Origin of the sequence: Phenylobacterium sp. (assembly GCF_004297125.1) — a bacterium.
Classification (GTDB): domain Bacteria; phylum Pseudomonadota; class Alphaproteobacteria; order Caulobacterales; family Caulobacteraceae; genus Phenylobacterium.
Window position 1 is genome coordinate 22,594 of record NZ_SCVD01000003.1, and the last position, 16,575, is coordinate 39,168.

Here is a 16,575-nt window from a genome sequence, read left to right on the forward strand (position 1 = left end):
CCTTCGTGTGGCGCAATTGTTCCGCCATCTTACCTGAATGAGCCGCCCAATGTGGCGAGCGTTAGGCGTACGGACACCGACTCGCTGGGTAGCAGACGACCGATGATCGTGTCTTCGCGGCGATAGATCACATCCACCCGCAGGCAATCGTCCCGATAGAACACGCCGTAGTCGCGGATCACCCAGGCGTCACGGGTCAGGTCGCGGTTGCCGTAGACGCTGACGCCGTAGTTCTTGCCGATGTAGATTTCGCCGCCGACGTCGAGGTTCTCGCGCTTCACGCCGTTGATGTCGAAGTCGTCGGTCAGGTAGCGGACGAAGCCGTTGCCGTGCTTATTGTAGACGTTGGCGCCGGCTTCGAGGCGATGGATGTCGAGCGTATCGTTGTCCAGGCGGGCGCGGGCGAACATCGACACGCCGCGCATCGGCTGGGCGTCCGCGGCCACGATCCAATCCGACGCCTTGGAGCGCAGGCCAGAGCGGTCGCTGAACACCGCGTTCTCTTCGGTGCGGAAGCTGCGGCCCAGCAGGAAGTTGGCCCGCCGGCCGTCGTCCCACATCACGCCGGCGCGGCCCGCGACGTTCAGGCGCACGCCGTCTTCGTAGAGGTCGTAGCCCGGGAACTTGTTCGGCCGGAACAACGTCGTCTCGTCGAACTCGAAGGCGACGCTGTCCTCGTTGAGGTAGATCTTCTCGCCCGTAGTGGGGTCGCGGCCGATCACCACCTGCTTGGCGTTGGGTGAAGCGGCCACCTGGAGAACAGGCTCCAGGACGATGGTCGCGTCCTTGATGCGCTTAAACACCGGATACGTCACGTCGACGCCGGCGGTGGCGAGCGCGCGGCTCATGTCGTCGCTGCGCGTGGCCGAGCCCACGCCGGTCAGGATGTCGTCCAGCCGGTAGGCGTCGGCGCGGACATTCACGAACGGCTCGAAGCGCAGGCCGCCGCTGGAGGTGAAGGCGCGGCGCCAATCCACCTCACCGGTCGCCCGGGCGCTATCCAGGCCCGGCAGGCGCTGGGTCAGGTCGGTCTGCGACTGCTCGCGGCTCAGCACCACGGCGCTGGTATGCACCCGCAGGCGACCGCCCAGGATCTTCGGCGCGGGCTCGTAGTGGCCTTCGATCAGCGGGCCGATCACCGGGAAGACCCGGTCGTTCTCGCCGAACGCAAAGCCCGTCACCGGGTCGATCGTTCCGGGACGCAGGCCCTGGATGCTCATGGCCGCGACGGAGAAGTACGACCGTTCATCCTGGCGGATCGTGTAGAGTTGCGAGATCAGCCGCCGGTCGTCGGCCACATAGGGGCCGCGGCTGACGTAGACCTTGCCGACCTCGTACTTGTCGAAGATCAGGTCGTCGGACGACCGTTCGGCGGTGAAGCCCCAGAGCCACTTGTCGTCGATTCGGAAGGCGCCGCGGCCCAGGATGTAGCTGCGGTCGGTGCTGGTGCCGACGATCTCGTTGCCCTTGCCGTCGAAGTCGCGGGCGTGGGTGTAGCCGAACCGGATGTCCACATCGCCCGAATAGAAGCGCTTGCGTAGCTCGCCGTTCAGGAAGGGCGCGATCTTGGAGTTGATCTGCGGGCTGATGATCAGGTCGGCCGAGGGGGAGAAGGCCCAGTAGTACGGCTGTTCGTACGATACGCCGCGCCGGTCGGACACCGAGGCCTTGGGAACGAGGAAGCCGGAGGTCCGGTCCGCCGCCGGGTCGGCATGCCAGAACACCGGCAGATAGAGCACCGAGACGCCGAACAGCCGGAACCGGGCGTTGCGGTAGTAGACGATCCGCCGCTTCTTATCGCGCACGACCCGCTCGGCGGCGATCGACCAGGTGGGGGTCTTGGGCGAGCCGTCCTTCGCGCAGATCTCGCAGGGCGTGTAGATCGCCTTGTTGAGCTCCTCGATGTTCTCGTTGCGCTTGGCCGCGCTGGCCGCGGCGATCTTGACGTTTTCCTGCAGGCGCGCCGAGAATCCCAGCGCGACGCCGGCGCGCATGTCCTCGTCCAGCACCATCTCGTCGGCGTACTCGGACGAGCCGTCCGCATTGACCACGACGATGTGGCCATAGGCGTGGATGACGCCGGTCTTGTCGTCGTAGACCAGCTTGTCGGCGCGCAGGGTGCGGCCGTTGTAGCGGACCTCGATGTTGCCGTTGGCGGTGGTCCGGCCGGCGTCGTCCTCGCGGACGACCTCGTCGGCCTCCATGTACATTTCGTCCTTCTGCAGACCGTCGGCGCTGGGCGTCGCCGGCGCGGCGGGCGCCTGGGCGTGGCCTTGCGCGGTCCACAGGAATGCGATCGCAGCGCCGGCCAGGAGGGCGCGCTTGCCTGCGGTTCGCGGCATACGCCTGCGCGGACTCATCAACCCTCTCGATCCCCTCTGGCGCGAAGCGAAGCGCCCGGCGGCGTCTATTGTGTCAGGCCTGCGATGCATAAAGCGCATCCCGCCAAAGTGGAAACCGGTTTGGCGCGATGGATGCGCTTCAGGCAAGAAAAGCGAGCCTGCCGACCCAGGCTCTAGCGCCCGGCAGGCAAACGATTCAACCGTCTTCGGTGTAGCAAAGCAGGGTCACGCCCGCGAGCAGCGCGACCAGGGCGGGGGCCCAGGCCGCCGCGAAAAGCGGGATGATGTCGGCCTTGGCCAGCGCGCCGGCGAACTGATTGAAGAAGAACATCACGAATCCCAGCGCCACGCCCGCGCCGGCCAGCCCCGCCAGCCCCCCGAGGCGCGTCAGGCGCAGGGAGAACGCCGCCGCCAGGACGGACATGGCCGCGAAGAGCAGCGGCGTCGCCAGGAGCTGGTGGAACCGCAGCCGATAGCCGGAGGCCGAGAAGCCGGCCTGTTCCGTGAGCTGGATCGCCTTGGGCAGGCGCCAGAAGGCGATGGCCTCGGGCGAGGCCAGCCGCTCCATGGCGGCCTCCGAATCCAGCGTGGAACGGATCGAAAGGCTATCCGAGCGGACCGACGAATCGCCCGCGGTGGCTTCGCGCACGTCCCGCAGCCGCCAGAAGCCCGGCATCAGCGTCGCCTCGCGCGCCTCCAGCCGGCGGCGGAAGACCGGCGTCCCACGCTCGCTCTTCTCGTAGATGAACAGCGAGACGCCGCGCAGGGTCACCACGCCGCGGCGGGTGTCGCGGGCCTGGGCATGGATCACGATCTGGCCGGTGTCGTCACCCTGGCGCAGCCATATGTCCTGCGGCTGGTCGCCGAGATAGTTGGCCATCAACCTGGACCGCTCCAGCTCGAAGCGGGCGTTGAGCGCCGCGGCCACGGGGTTCAGCCCGCCCACCGCGATCACGCCCAGCAGGAAAGCCCCCGCCGCCGATGGCAGGATGAAACGCCAGGCCGAGACGCCGGCCGCCCGCATCGCCACCAGCTCGCTGCGCCGGTTGAGGCCCACGAAGGCGCTGATGCCGCCGAACAGGAAGACGAACGGCAGCAGGATCTGAAGCAGGGACGGCAGCCTGAGGAGTGTCAGCATCAGGATGCTGTTGGCGCCTACCTCGGCGCGGGTTCCCACCTGGCCCGTCAGCTCCACGAACTGGATCAGGATCACGACCGAGGCGATCACCGACAGCCAGGTCAGCACGCCCAGCAGCATGTAGCCGACGACGTAGCGCTCGATGCGGCCCAGCCCGATCATGCCCTGACCCCCGCCGGCGCGATCCCCGGGCGGGGCCGGCTGATGTCGATGTAGCGGCTGACCTTCTGGCGGAAGATGGCCGCCATGGCGCCCCAGGTGGCGAGCAGGGGCACGGCGTACTGGGCGATGTTCAGCCAGGCGTTGTCCTCGCAGGCCGACTGGACCAGGAAGCCCGTCAGCCGGACACCCGCCGCGATCGCCCCGATGGCGACGATCCTTCGCCCGTAGCCGAGGCGCGAGAAGCCGCCACCGATGATGGCCGCCAGGGCCAGCGCCATGAACGCGATGTTGTAGAGTGGCGAGGCCAGGCGGGCGTTGCCCTCGGCCAGCAGTTCCAGGCGGTTCCGCCGCTCCCAGTCCTGCTGCAGGTCGGGGAAGAACAGCTCGTGCAGGTAGCGATCCGAGGGCTTGTAGTGGATCAGCTCGTCCGAGTTGGCCATCGGCGCCAGGTCGAAGACGTATTCCTGGAAGGTCAGGTAGTTGAGCACGCCGCGGCCGGAGAACTCCTGGTTCGAGCCGTTCTCCATGAACAAGGCCGGCCGGCCCTGGGCGCGGCCCACGCGGCCCTTCTCGGCGGTGTAGGTGGTGGTGGAGCCGTCGGGCTTGACCTGGTGGATGAACAGGTTGCGCAGGTTGCCCTGGCCATCGACGCTCTGGGCATAGACCGTCAGCCCGGGGGCGGGTTCGGTGAATTCGCCCTCGCGGACCAGCGTGGCCGCCAGGTCGGTCCGAACCTCGAACAACTCCTGCCGCAGGGTGCGGAACGACAGCGGCTGGACGAACAGGTTCATTAGGAGCGCCAGGAAGGCGATGGTGCAGGCCAGCCGCATGGCCGGCGAGATCACGCGCCAGCGGCTCATGCCGCCGGCGAAACAGACGACGATCTCCTGCTCGGTGTGCAGACGGTTCAGGGCCACCAGCGCGGCCACGAACACCGCGATCGGCAGGATCAGGTTGATCAGCTGCGGCATGTAAAGCAGCGTCACCTTCAGGAACACGAGCGCGCTTTGACGCTGGTTCACGATCAGGTCGAGGCCGGCCAGGCTTTGGCTCAGCAGCGCGACAGCGGTGAGCGCGAGCGTGGCCAGGACCACGGGTCCCAGGAGCTGGCGCAGGAGATATCGGTCGATCAGGCGCATCTTGCGAAAAACGGCTAGCCCGGAGAATTAGACGCGCCCCGGCGGCGGACCTGTTCTAAACCATGCGTCGCCGCGCCACACAACCGGACCGTGGGCGCGCAGACCGAGCCTTGAGAGAGAGTACTGATGGATATCGAATTCGTCGCGACCGGCGCAGGCGCCCCTGCCAAGGCCGCGGTCGCCCGCATCGTCTTCGAAGGCGACACCTATGAGGGCGCGGTCGCCCAGGCGGTGTCGGCCAGCCGGTTCACCGGCGGCAAGGGCCAGACCCTCGACATCCTGGCGCCCCAGGGCGTGGACGCCGCCCGGCTGGTGCTGGTGGGCGCGGGCAAGCGCGAGGCGTTCGGCGCCATCGGCGCGGAGCACGCCGCGGCGAGCGCCTACAACGCCGTGAAGACCTCCGGTCTGGAAACGCTGCGTGTCGAGGGCGCCGGCGGCGCCGACCTGGCGGCCCACGCGGCCCTGGGCGTGCGCCTCGCCAGTTACCGGTTCGACAAGTATCGGACCAAGGAGCCGGCGGACAAGAAGCCGTCCGTCCTCAAGACCTCGATCCCGACCGCCGACGTCGACGCGGCGCTGGCCGCCTTCGCGCCCCTGGCCGCCCTGGCCGACGCCATCAGCTTCACCCGCGACCTGGTCTCCGAGCCGCCGAACGTCCTCTATCCCGCCGAGTTCGCCAGGCGGGTGAAGGCGCTGGAGGACATCGGCCTCGAGGTCGAGATCCTGGGCGAAGCCGAGATGATGAAGCTGGGCATGGGTTCGCTGCTGGCCGTGGGGCAGGGCAGCATCCGGGAAAGCCAGCTCGCGGTCATCAAGTGGAACGGCGCGGCCGACAAGGCCGCCCAGCCCGTCGCCTTCGTGGGCAAGGGCGTCTGCTTCGACACCGGCGGCATCTCGATCAAGCCGGCCGAGAACATGGAGGACATGAAGTGGGACATGGGCGGCGCGGGCGCCGTGGCCGGCCTCATGCACGTCCTCGCGGGCCGCAAGGCCAAGGTGAACGCCGTCGGCATCCTGGGCCTCGTCGAGAACATGCCGGACGGCAACAGCTACCGCCCCGGCGACGTTCTGACCTCGATCTCGGGCCAGACCATCGAGGTGGTGAACACCGACGCCGAAGGCCGCCTCGTGCTGGCCGATGCGCTCTGGTACTGCCAGGACCGCTTCAAGCCGAAGTTCATGGTCGACCTGGCCACCCTGACTGGCGCGATCATCATCGCCATCGGCAACGACCTGGCCGGCTGCTACGCGAACGACGAAGACCTCGCCGCCAACCTGCTGGCCGCGTCCAAGGCCGAGGACGAAGGCCTGTGGCGGATGCCGCTGCCCGACGCCTACAACAAGCAGATCGACTCGATGATCGCCGACATGAAGAACACCGGCGGTCGGCCGGGCGGCTCGATCACGGCGGCGCTGTTCCTGCAGAAGTACGTCAACGGCACGCCCTGGGCGCACCTGGACATAGCCGGCGTCGCCTGGAAGAAGCCCTCGTCGATCCCCACCAGCCCGGACGGCGCCACCGGTTTCGGCGTGCGCCTGCTGAACCGGATGGTGCAGGACAAGTACGAGGGCTGACGTGGCCGAGGGCGCCTGCGAGGTCTGGTTCTACCACCTGGAACGCACCGGGCTGGACCAGGCCTTGCCGGAGCTGCTGGAGAAGACCCTGCAAAAGGGCTGGAAGGCCATCGTCCGCTCGTCGATGACCGAACGGATCGACCACCTGGACGGCTGGCTCTGGAGCTATCGCGACGAGAGCTTCCTGCCGCACGCCCCGGCCGACGATCCGGGGGCGGCGCGCCAGCCGATCCTGCTGACCACGGGGACCGAGAACCCCAACGCCGCAGACGCCCTGTTCCTGGTGGATGGCGCCGAGCCGGGTGAACTTGCCGGGTACCAGCGCTGCGTCGTGCTGTTCGACGGCGGCGACGAGGACCAGCTCCGGAACGCCCGGACGCAGTGGAGCGCCGTGAAGGCGCGCGGCCTGCCGGTCTCCTACTGGAAGCAGCAGGCCAGAGGCTGGGAGAAGCAGGCATGAGGCGCGCGACCGTCATGGCGGGGGTCCTGCTGGGGCTGGGGGGCTGTTCCACGGCGCCGCCGTCCGCACCCCCGCCGCCCCCGCCGCCGGCGGTCGCTCCGCCGCCGCCCACCGACCCCGGGCCGCAACCTTCGGCGGATTCCTGCGGGGCCAAGGAGGTCCAGAACCTGGTCGGCCGCCCGCGCTCCGAGATCCCGGTGCCCGTGCGGCCCGAGCTGCAGCGGGTGGCCTGCACCACCTGCGCGGTGACCATGGATTTCAACCCGAACCGGCTGAACTTCTTCTTCGACGCCCAGACCGGCCTGATCAAGGAAGTCCGCTGCGGCTAGGCCGGCGCGATCGCCACGCCCAGTTCGCGCAGCAGCGACAGCCAGGCCTCGCGGCCCTTCGCGCGGCTGAACATCGCCTCCGCCGTCGCCCGCGCGGCGGCGCGCAGCGGCGCCTTGGCCTCGGGATTGCGGCAGGCGTCGATCAGCGCGCCCGCCAGCGCGTCGTGGTCGAAGAACGGCAGCAGGCGGCCGTTCACGCCGTCCTGGATGGCGTCGCGCACCGGCGGGGTGTCCGAGCCGATCACGTAGCACCCCGACGCCATCGCCTCGGAAAGCGACCACGAGAGGACGAACGGATAGGTGTAGTAGGTGTGGACGACGCCCAGGCGCAGGGCCGCCAGCATCCGGGCATGCGGAACCTGGCCCAGGAAATGGACGCGGGCCGGATCGTAGTCGACGCCCCGGAAACAGACCTCCTGCCAGGTCATCCCCTCGGGCGGGCTCCCGCCGTAGGGCTTCTTGTTGGGATCGCCGATGAAGATCGCGTGGGCGTCCGGAACCTCGGCCAGGAGGCGGGGCAGGGCGCGCGCCACCGTATGCAGCCCGCGCAACGGCTCCATGTGGTTGTTCACATGGGTGATGACGGGGGCGCCCGGCGCGAGGACGCGGCCGTCCGGCAGTTCGAAGGGCTGCGCGGGCGCCGGTCGGATCGCCTCGATGTCGACCCCCTCGTGGAAGATCCGCGTGGCGTCGCGGAACCGGCGCGGCAGGCTGGCCGCCTGGAACGGCGTGGGGGCGACGATGGCGTCGGCGTTGGCGTAGGCGATCGCCATCATCCCGTTCTTGGCGTCGGCGCGCAGGACGGCGTCCTGGTCGAAAGGCTGGAACTCGGGGTCGAAGCCCACGTCGTAGCCGCGGCCGTGATAGTAGAACTCGGCGAAAGCCACCGTCCTCGCGTCGGGAAAGACGTCCGCCAGGAACGTCATCTCGCCCCATCCGGGATGGCCGACGATCACCGCCGGATCCCAGCCGGCCTCTTTCAGCGCCTGGGCGGCCCTGAAAGCGCTGCTGGCGCGGATCAGGTCGGCCTCGGCCCGAACGGCCAGCGGAAAGATGCCTGGCGTGGTGCCCCGCGGCAGGCCGTAGCGCGCGATCCTGACGCCTGCGAGGCCCGGCGAATGGCCTTGCCCGATCGCCGCGCAGGGAACCCCGCGCGCCAGCAACACCTGGGCGAGGTCCGCGAACTGGCCGGGAAAGTTGTTGTGGACGAAGAGGACGCCGCTCGACATGGCCGTCTTCTGCCCGGCGCGCTCAAGCCTGTCACGCCCCCGCCTTCGCTCGCGACGCCTCGCCGGGCCGGAGAGATGGGCCAAGGACCCGCCGTCCGGTCGCGCGGCGCCGTGGTTGGCGCGCGAGATCGGCCCGGCTATAGAGCCTGACGCTGTGCGGGCGTGGCGGAATTGGTAGACGCACTTGGTTTAGGTCCAAGCGCTTCGGCGTGGGGGTTCGAGTCCCTCCGCCCGCACCATCGAAGTGTCGCGAAGACGACGATGGGACCGTCGGAGCGAGCGACGCGCAGGGCTGGTCCCCCCTCGGTGGGTTCCCGTCGGTCATCTCCTGTAAAGTTGCAATGCATGCGAATAATGAGTGCTGCTATAGGCGGCTATGGATCGTTGTCCGCTGAAGTCGTGTGTGCGCGACCTGTTACGCGCCGCCAGCTCGGGTCCGCCGGTTAGGCGCAACCCGCCACCGCAGGCTTCATTCCCGCGCAAATTGCACATCGCGGTGTAAGATTTGGGCGTTCCAGCGGCGCTATAGATTGACACACGTGATAGTTTTCTGTCGGATGCGGTTGTCGCCGAGGCGGGCGCCGGGCGCCACTCACATCAGGAACATCGAATGCCGCATCCATCGTTCTCGGGAATGAACGCCGAGCCCGACGCCGGGTCGCAGAGCGCTCGCGGATGAGCCTCGCGCGGGAGATCCGCCTGGCCAGGATGCCTGGCGATCGAGTCTCGGCGGACGACTTCGTGATGGCGGAAACGCCCCTGCCGGCGCTGCAGGACGGCGATGTTCGCGTGCGGAACATGTGGATGAGCGTGGATCCCTACATGCGTCTTCCCCTCACGGGTCGGAAGGGCGTGCGGCCAGGCCTGTCCGTGGGCGACCCCATGTTCGGTGCGGCGGTCGGCGTCGTGGAGGAGTCCCGTGCGCCGGCCATGCCCGCCGGCGCGCTGGTGCTGAGTCAGAAGGGTTGGCGCGACCGGTTCGTGGCTCCGGCCTCCGACCTCCAGGCGCTGCCGGTCTCGGACATCTCGCCGAGCTGGTATCTCGGGGTGCTGGGCCTGTCCGGCATGACGGCCTACCCCGGCGTTGAAGAGGTGCTCCGCCCCGTCGCCGGCGAGACCCTGTTCGTCTCCGCGGCCGCCGGCGCGGTGGGATCGCTGGCCTGCCAACTGGCCCGGCGGCGCGGCGTGCGCGTGCTGGGAAGCGCCGGTTCCGACGACAAGGTCGCCTGGCTCAAGGACGAGCTCGGCCTCGATGGCGCGGTGAATTACCGCCGTCAGGACGTCGGCGCGTTCCTGAAGGCCGAGTGTCCCAACGGGCTGGACTGCTATTTCGACAACGTGGGCGGGGCTACCCTGGACGCGGCCCTGGGCGCGATGCGGCCGGGCGGCCGCATCGGTCTCTGTGGCGCCATCTCCCAGTACAACGACGACAACTATCGGGCCGGCCCGGCCGACTTCTTCACCATCATCGAGAAGGGCCTGGTCGTCACCGGCTTCAATGCCGGCCTGGCGGCGCCTCGCGGGCCGGAGATCGCAGCCGCCCTCATCGGGCTGCTGCAGTCGGGCGAACTCCGCTGGAAGGAGACCGTCGTCGAGGGTCTCGAGAATGCACCGGCCGCGTTCGCATCCCTGTTCGAGGGCGAGAACGTCGGGAAGCTGATCGTCCGCATCTGAAACGGCCTCACTGGGAGGGTCCCATGGCGCTCACGCACGTCCACACGCCAATCCGCATCGGCGCCGTCGAGATCAAGAACCGCGTCGTGCGCACCGCGCACAGCACGGCCATCGGCGGGGGGACGCTGAGCGACGATCTGATCGCCTATCATGAGGCGCGGGCCAAGGGCGGCGTCGGGCTCACCGTACTTGAGGCGATGTCGGTCCACCCATCCTCGATCTCGACCCTGAACATCATCGACCCCAGCTTGGCCGATCGGTATCCGAAGATGATGGAGCGGATGCGTCCTCACGGGATGCGCGTGTTCCAGCAGCTTTTCCATGCGGGCCACCACGGTCGCCAGCTTGACGGGTCTCCGCCCTGGGGCGCGTCCGACGTGCCCGGATCGGAGTCCGGCGTACCGCCGATTCCGATGACCAAGGCGATGATCGACGCCGTCATCGAGGGCTATGCCAGGACTGCGGCGGCGGTGGAGGGTTGGGGTGGCGAAGGCGCGGAGCTTCATGCGGGGCACGGGTTCCTGCCGCAGCAGTTCCTGTCCACCTATGCCAACGTGCGCGACGACGACTACGGCGGCGGCTTCGAGAACCGGGCGCGGTTCATCCTCGAAGCGCTGCGGGCGATCCGCGCTGCGGTCTCGAGCACGTTCGTCGTCGGCTTGCGTCTGTCGCCGGACCTGCTCGAGGGCGGCGTGGACGTCGGCGACAACCTCGCCGTCGCCACGATGGCCGAGGCCGCCGGCCTCGTCGACTATGTGAGCGTCTCCTCGGGCACGTTCCAGACGATGCACAAGATGATCGGCGGCATGCATGAGCCAGCCGGGTTCGAACTCGTCACGACGGCCCCGATCACCCGACCGCTCACCGTGCCCACCATGGCGATCGGACGCTTCCGGACCCTGGAGGAGGCCGACCAGGCGATCCGCGCCGGGGAGGCGGACCTGATCGGGATGGTGCGCGCCACGGTGGCCGACCCCGACCTCGTTCGGAAGAGTCTCGAGGGGCGCCCCGAGGAGGTTCGCCCCTGCATCGCCTGCAACCAGGGCTGCATCGGCCAACTGCTCGCGCCGCCGCATCGAATGGGCTGCGCCGTCAACCCGGCGGTGGGCTACGAGCTGAAGCTGGGCGACGATCGCCTTCAACCGGCCCCGACGCCGCTCAAGGTGCTGGTGATCGGCGGTGGTCCTGCGGGCATGGAGGCCGCCCGGGTGGCGGCTCTCAGGGGTCACAAGGTGGTTCTCGCCGAAGCCGAGCCCAATCTCGGCGGAACGGTCAAGCTCGCCGGCGCCGCACCGCACCGGGGAGGGATCAGGGACATCACCTTCTGGATGCAGGACGAGATCTTCCGCCTGGGGGTAGAGGTTCGCACCGGCGCCTACATGGAACTCGACGACATCCTGGCCGAGGTTCCGGACCGCGTCATCGTGGCCACCGGCTCGACCCCGCGCTTGGACGGCGTGCAGGCGTCCAACCCCGGCGAGATCGTCCAGGGCATCGATCGCCCGAATGTCCTGTCGTCCAACGACCTCTTCCTCGCCGGCTCGCGCGATCCGGGGCGAAGTGCGGTGGTGATCGACGACCTGGGCCACTACGAGGCGGTGGCGGCCGCCGAACATCTGGTGGCGAAGGGGGTGGACGTCGCCTTCGTCACCCGTCACATCGCCTTCGCGCCCCTGGTGGAAAGCGCGCTGATGACGGCGCCGGCGCTGCAGCGGCTGGACCAGGGCCACTTCACGCTGCACACCCGCACCCGGGCGATCTCGGTGGAGCCGGACGGCGTGGTCGTGGGGCCGACGTACCTGCCCATGGGCAGCAATCGGACCGTCAAGCTTCCGGCCGATACCGTCGTCTTCGTCTCCACGAACCGACCCAACCGCGGCCTGTACGATGAGCTGGTCGCTGCGGGCGTCGATGCGCGTGTCGTTGGCGACGCCAACGCGCCGCGGTTCATCCCGACCGCGATCCGCGAAGGTCACGTGGCTGGGTCGCTGGTGTGACCGCGACCATGGTGGCGGCGGCCGCCGGGACCCGGGCCGGCTAAGCGGCTGCCGCCTGCCGGTAGGACCCGGTCTCGACGTCGGCAAGGACATCCAGATGCGTCGGGCTCCACCCCAGTTCACTGCGGGTCCGGGGAGCGCGCGAGCGGCTGCTGACCCCGAAGAAGAGCGGGCCGCGGAAATCGCCCCAGATCTGACGCGCCTCTTCCAGCGAAACGCTCCGGGTGGGACTTCCGGTGGCGCGGCCTATGGCTTCCGCGATGCTGCGCCAGCTCGTTTCGCCCGAGACGGCGTGATAGAGCGCGCCCGCCGCCCCCTTTTCCACGGCCAGACGATAGATCTCCGCCAGATCGTCGACGTGGACGTGGGTGTAGAGGTTCAGGCCCTGGCCCAGGTAGCAGACCGAGCCCGTGGTCTTCAGGGACTCGATCATCGCCGGAATCTGCGCGCTGCCGCCGTGGCCCCAGATCATCGGCGGCCGCACGACCATTGCCCGGACGCCCTGCGCCGCCGCCTCGCGGACGTTTCTCTCGGTCACCGTGCGGATCGCGATCCAATCCGGCGGTGTGAACGGGTCGTCCTCGGCGAAGGTCTCTTCCCGCCACTCTCCGTGGGGGGTCTCGATGGAGAGGACCGCCGTCCCCGTCGTCTGCACGAAAGGCCTCCGCGACCCGCCGAGCCGCTCGAGGATCGGGGCGACCGACGGCCACTCCTGGTCGAAGGGAATGGACGAGCAGTTCACGACGCCGTCGACGCCCTCGAGCGCTGCGAGCAGCTCGATGCTGCCGAAATCGCCGATGACGGGCGTGTATTCCTTGGCCTGAAAGGCCGCGGCCTTCCCGGCGTCCCGCGCCAGGGCGTGGACCTCATGCCCGCTCGCCGCCAGTCGCCGCGCGACGGCCGAGCCGAGAAATCCCCCCGCGCCGATCACCAGAACCCGCATTGAATCCTCCACCATTTCCGGAGCGTCGCCGACGACGCGGCGGCGAAGCTCTGCGCCCGTCCGGCGTCTCTTCAAGCGGAGTCGTAGCGCACTCGCTGGACCTAGGAAATAGCACGTGTTGCAAAAATGGGTTGATGGCGAGGCCACTTCCCCTAGGCTGCTTTTCACGGTTTCCGCGCGCCCCGGCGCGCGGCGGATGGCCCGCCGGAACACTTCGGATCGGCCTGGCGGCGAACAGGCGAGGGGAGCTGAGCGCGATGCTCACGCACGTGACGCGGCCTATCAGAATCGGCGCCGTCGAATTGAAGAACCGCGTGGTGCGGACCGCCCATGCGACCGGCATGGGACCGATGTCGGAAGACCTGATCGCCTATCACCTCGCACGGGGGGAGGGCGGCGTCGGCCTGTCGATCATCGAGATCCTCTCGGTCCATCCGACCAGCCCGGCCGGGCTGAACACCTTCGACCCGCAGATGCCGGGCCGCTACGAGAAGCTCGTGAACGCGGTTCGCCCGACGGGCATGCGCCTCTTCCAGCAGGTCTGGCACGGCGGCCAGAACAGCCTGCCGCTGGACGGGTCCCCGCCCTGGGGTCCCTCGGATCGGCCCGGCGTCCTGACCGGCGTGCCGACGATCCCCATGACGAGGGGGATGATCGATGAGATCGTGGCGGCCTATGCCGACGCCGCCGCCAAGTGTGTGGCCTGGGGTCTGGATGGGCTCGAGATCCACTGCGCCCACGGCTACCTGCCGGCCCAGTTCCTGTCGCCGGCCGTCAACACGCGCGAGGACGAGTTCGGCGGGCCGATCGAGAACCGCGCGCGGTTCATCCTGGAAATCATGCGCGCGGTGCGCGCCGCCACCCCGCCCGGATATCCCGTCGGCGTGCGCCTCGCGCCCGATGAGACGGCCGGGGGAATCGGGGCCGGCGACGTGCTCCGCGTGGCCCAATGGCTCGAGGCGGAGCGGCTTGTCGATTTCGTCGATCTCTCGCTGGGCAATTACCAGAGCTTCGCCAAGATGATCGGCGGCATGCACGAGCCGGCCGGTTATGAGCTGGCGCAGAACGCGCAGGTGACGGCGAAGCTCGGCGCCCCGTCCCTGGTGACAGGTCGCTTCAGGACCCTGGAGGAGGCGGACCAGGTCATCCGCGCCGGCCAGGCCGACCTGGTCGGCATGACGCGGGCCCATATCGCCGACCCCCACCTCGTCCGAAAGAGCCTTGAGGGCAGGGTCGACCAAGTGCGCCCCTGCATCGCCTGCAACCAGGGATGCGTCGGCAATCTGCTCGGCCCGCGCCACAGGGTCGCCTGCGTCGTGAACCCTGGGGCAGGCTTCGAGCTTCGCCTGGGCGACGACCGGTTGACTCCGGCGGCGGCGCGGCGGCGCGTGGTGGTCGTGGGCGGCGGGCCCTCCGGATTGGAGGCCGCGCGCGTGGCCGCCTTGCGCGGCCACGCCGTCGTCCTGCTCGAGGCCCAGCCTGCGCTCGGTGGAACCCTCAGGCTCGCCGCGCGGGCCCCGACCCGGCACGGATTGGGCGACTACCTCGGCTGGCTCGAGTCCGAGGTCTACCGGCTCGGCGTCGAGGTCCGGCTGAGCACCTTCGCGGACGCCGATGATGTGCGCGCGCTCGCGCCGGACGCGGTGATCGTCGCGGCGGGATCGACGCCCCGGCTCGATGGCGTCCAGGCGTCGAACCCGGGAGAGCCCATGCGCGGCGCGGAAGACCCAAGGGTCGTCTCGTCCAGCGACCTCTTCGCCGAGGGGCGTGGCCAATGGGGCCAGGCCGCCGTCGTCGTCGATGACGTCGGTCACTACGAAGGGGTGTCGGCCGCCGAGCATCTCGTCGGCCAGGGGCTTGCCGTCACCTATGTCTCGCGCCACGCCAGCTTCGCGCCCGGCGTGGAGACGGCGTTGATGCCGGAGCCCGCGCTGCAGCGGTTGAGCAAGGGCGACTTCACCTTGCGGCTTCGCACGCGTGCGGTCGCCTTCGAGGGACGCACAGTCTCGCTCGCGCCGACCTATCTGGCCGCCGCCCACAATCGGTTGGAGATCGTCCCGGCCGACATCGTGGTCTTCGTGTCGCCCAACCGCCCGAACCGAACCCTCTATGACGACCTTGTCGGAGGCGCGGCGATGGTCTCGGTGGTCGGAGACGCCAACGCCCCGCGGTTCCTGGAAGCCGCCGTGCATGAAGGCCATCGCGCGGCCGCAGCCATCGCCTAGGAGGATCGAGTGGACCTGGAAGAAATCTCCGCGCATCTGCAGATCCAGCAGGTGCTGTTCCGCTACTGCCGCGGCGTGGACCGGGGAGACACGGGTCTGATCGCCAGCGTCTACCATCCGGACGCGGTGGACGCGCACGGCGCCTGGACCGGGCCTGGCAGAGAGTTCGCCGCCTATCTGGTCCCCAACATGGACCAGGTGCCCCTGATCGGTCAGCACCACATCACCAACATCCTGATCGAACGCGTCGGCGATCAGGCCGAGGTCGAAAGCTATTTCATCGCCTTTCATCCGGAGGCGACGGACGCAGGTCCCGCCCACGCGCTCGTGTGCGGCCGCTATCTCGACCGCTTCGAACGCCGCGACGGGGTCTGGCTGATCGCGGATCGCCGGGTGGTGCTGGACGTGTCGCGCGCGCTCGGCCGCGCGCCGGACTGGCGTGGCGCGGCCTACTTCCCGGCGGGCGGCCGACGCGAGGACGATCCCTCGGCGCGCCCCTGAAGAGGATGTCTTGGGACGGTTCTATGCCGAACCGTCCCGCGAACCTTGCCCGGCTACCCCGCGCCCTCAGGCGGTCTCCGCGATGCGTTCGTTCTGCACGACGACGAACTCGCCGCTCTGGGTGTCGTCCTCGATCAGTCCAAGTACGGCGTCGGCGATATCTTCCGGCTGCAAGACCTTGATCTGCGCCAGCAGGGGCTCGAGCCAATCGGCGACCTTGTCGCCGCCGGTCTTGGCCAGGATCGGCGTGTTCGTCACCCCGGGGCAGACCGCGTTCACCCGGATGCCGTCGGTCTCGATCAGGGGGCCGCATGACCGGCTGAACATCAGCACGCCGGCCTTGGTCGCGGCGTAGGGCGCATCGGAAAGGTAGGGGTTGAGGCCGCCCGTCGAGGACGTGTTGATGATCACGCCTCCGCCGCCCTTGCGCTTCATCATCTGGATGGCGTGCCAGGTCGCTTCCAGGACCGCCGTGAAGTTGATGGCGATCAACAGCTGGATGCGCTTCAGGGGGGTGTCCGGGAACGCCGGCGGTCCTGACAGGATGCCCGCGTTGTTGAACACGATGTCGAGGCCCCCGTCCTGTTCGGCGTCCCCGAACAGCTTGGCCAGGGCTTCGCTGTCCGTGACATCCACGACTCTTATGACGGCCTTGGTCCCCGCGCCTTCGACGAGTTGAGCGGTTTGCTTGAGGCCCGCTTCGTCGATGTCCACCAGGAGGATCTTGGCGGCGCCCTTTTCGGCCAGGGCGACGGCCGTCGCCCGCCCGATGCCCGCCGCCGCGCCTGAAACCAGCGCGCTGCGCCCGTGAATGTCCATCGATTTCCTCCTTCGTCGCGGCGGCCGGTTTGACATCGCGCT

13 protein-coding genes and 1 tRNA gene are annotated in these 16,575 nt (G+C 68.9%); 8 read left to right on the top strand and 6 right to left on the bottom strand.

All coding sequences use genetic code 11. The features are described 5' to 3' along the window. Positions 1-29: 29 nt before the first annotated feature. From EPO51_RS02310 to lptF, 3 genes are all read right to left on the bottom strand, one after another. Positions 30-2,342 (bottom strand): LPS-assembly protein LptD, encoded by a 2,313-nt coding sequence (locus EPO51_RS02310; protein WP_293345565.1) that lies wholly within the window; start codon positions 2,340-2,342, stop codon positions 30-32. Positions 2,343-2,538: 196 nt separating this feature from the next. Continuing rightward, the gene (locus tag EPO51_RS02315; protein ID WP_293345567.1) at positions 2,539-3,642 is read right to left on the bottom strand and encodes an LptF/LptG family permease; all 1,104 of its coding nucleotides are present in this window, start codon (positions 3,640-3,642) and stop codon (positions 2,539-2,541) included. Beyond that, positions 3,639-4,781, bottom strand: coding sequence for an LPS export ABC transporter permease LptF (lptF, locus tag EPO51_RS02320; protein WP_293345569.1), 1,143 nt, complete (start codon positions 4,779-4,781; stop codon positions 3,639-3,641). Before lptF ends, EPO51_RS02315 begins: the two co-directional genes overlap by 4 nt. Positions 4,782-4,907: 126 nt before the next feature. Between lptF and EPO51_RS02325 the strand changes: the two genes are divergently transcribed. Genes EPO51_RS02325 through EPO51_RS02335 form a run of 3 tightly spaced genes read left to right on the top strand, consistent with a single transcriptional unit; the run spans position 4,908 to position 7,145 of the window. Then, complete coding sequence (locus EPO51_RS02325; RefSeq protein WP_293345571.1) at positions 4,908-6,356, top strand: leucyl aminopeptidase; 1,449 nt, start codon at positions 4,908-4,910, stop codon at positions 6,354-6,356. 1 nt (position 6,357) lies between these two features. Continuing rightward, positions 6,358-6,816: a DNA polymerase III subunit chi gene (locus EPO51_RS02330; RefSeq protein ID WP_293345573.1), complete on the top strand. Its 459-nt coding sequence runs from the start codon at positions 6,358-6,360 to the stop codon at positions 6,814-6,816. After that, a complete protein-coding gene (locus EPO51_RS02335) occupies positions 6,813-7,145 on the top strand; it encodes an I78 family peptidase inhibitor (RefSeq protein WP_293345575.1) in 333 nt (110 codons plus the stop codon). The genes EPO51_RS02330 and EPO51_RS02335 overlap by 4 nt, the downstream gene beginning before the upstream one ends. On the opposite strand, the gene EPO51_RS02340 is transcribed toward EPO51_RS02335, so the two are convergent. Then, complete coding sequence (locus tag EPO51_RS02340) at positions 7,142-8,374, bottom strand: glycosyltransferase (RefSeq protein WP_293345577.1); 1,233 nt, start codon at positions 8,372-8,374, stop codon at positions 7,142-7,144. The genes EPO51_RS02335 and EPO51_RS02340 overlap by 4 nt on opposite strands. A gap of 156 nt (positions 8,375-8,530) precedes the next feature. Between EPO51_RS02340 and EPO51_RS02345 the strand changes: the two genes are divergently transcribed. The 3 genes from EPO51_RS02345 (at position 8,531) to EPO51_RS02355 (ending at position 12,045) form a co-directional block, all read left to right on the top strand. Further along, positions 8,531-8,613 (top strand) — tRNA-Leu (locus EPO51_RS02345). Between the two features lie 436 nt (positions 8,614-9,049). Further along, a complete protein-coding gene (locus EPO51_RS02350; RefSeq protein ID WP_293345579.1) occupies positions 9,050-10,048 on the top strand; it encodes an NADP-dependent oxidoreductase in 999 nt (332 codons plus the stop codon). A gap of 23 nt (positions 10,049-10,071) precedes the next feature. Continuing rightward, positions 10,072-12,045 carry an oxidoreductase gene (locus EPO51_RS02355; protein ID WP_293345581.1) on the top strand — a complete coding sequence of 658 codons (1,974 nt, stop codon included), beginning with the start codon at positions 10,072-10,074 and terminating at the stop codon, positions 12,043-12,045. A gap of 40 nt (positions 12,046-12,085) precedes the next feature. Here the strand turns inward: EPO51_RS02355 and EPO51_RS02360 are convergent, their stop codons facing one another. Further along, positions 12,086-12,988: an NAD-dependent epimerase/dehydratase family protein gene (locus tag EPO51_RS02360; RefSeq protein ID WP_293345583.1), complete on the bottom strand. Its 903-nt coding sequence runs from the start codon at positions 12,986-12,988 to the stop codon at positions 12,086-12,088. A gap of 257 nt (positions 12,989-13,245) precedes the next feature. Here EPO51_RS02360 and EPO51_RS02365 point away from each other — a divergent pair, with 257 nt between their 5' ends. Both EPO51_RS02365 and EPO51_RS02370 read left to right on the top strand, forming a co-directional pair. Continuing rightward, positions 13,246-15,213 carry an oxidoreductase gene (locus tag EPO51_RS02365; protein ID WP_293345585.1) on the top strand — a complete coding sequence of 656 codons (1,968 nt, stop codon included), beginning with the start codon at positions 13,246-13,248 and terminating at the stop codon, positions 15,211-15,213. Positions 15,214-15,222: 9 nt separating this feature from the next. Beyond that, positions 15,223-15,714 carry a nuclear transport factor 2 family protein gene (locus tag EPO51_RS02370; protein WP_293345587.1) on the top strand — a complete coding sequence of 164 codons (492 nt, stop codon included), beginning with the start codon at positions 15,223-15,225 and terminating at the stop codon, positions 15,712-15,714. A 66-nt stretch (positions 15,715-15,780) separates the two neighbouring features. Here the strand turns inward: EPO51_RS02370 and EPO51_RS02375 are convergent, their stop codons facing one another. Next, positions 15,781-16,533 (bottom strand): SDR family NAD(P)-dependent oxidoreductase, encoded by a 753-nt coding sequence (locus EPO51_RS02375; protein ID WP_293345589.1) that lies wholly within the window; start codon positions 16,531-16,533, stop codon positions 15,781-15,783. Between the last annotated feature and the right edge of the window lie 42 nt (positions 16,534-16,575).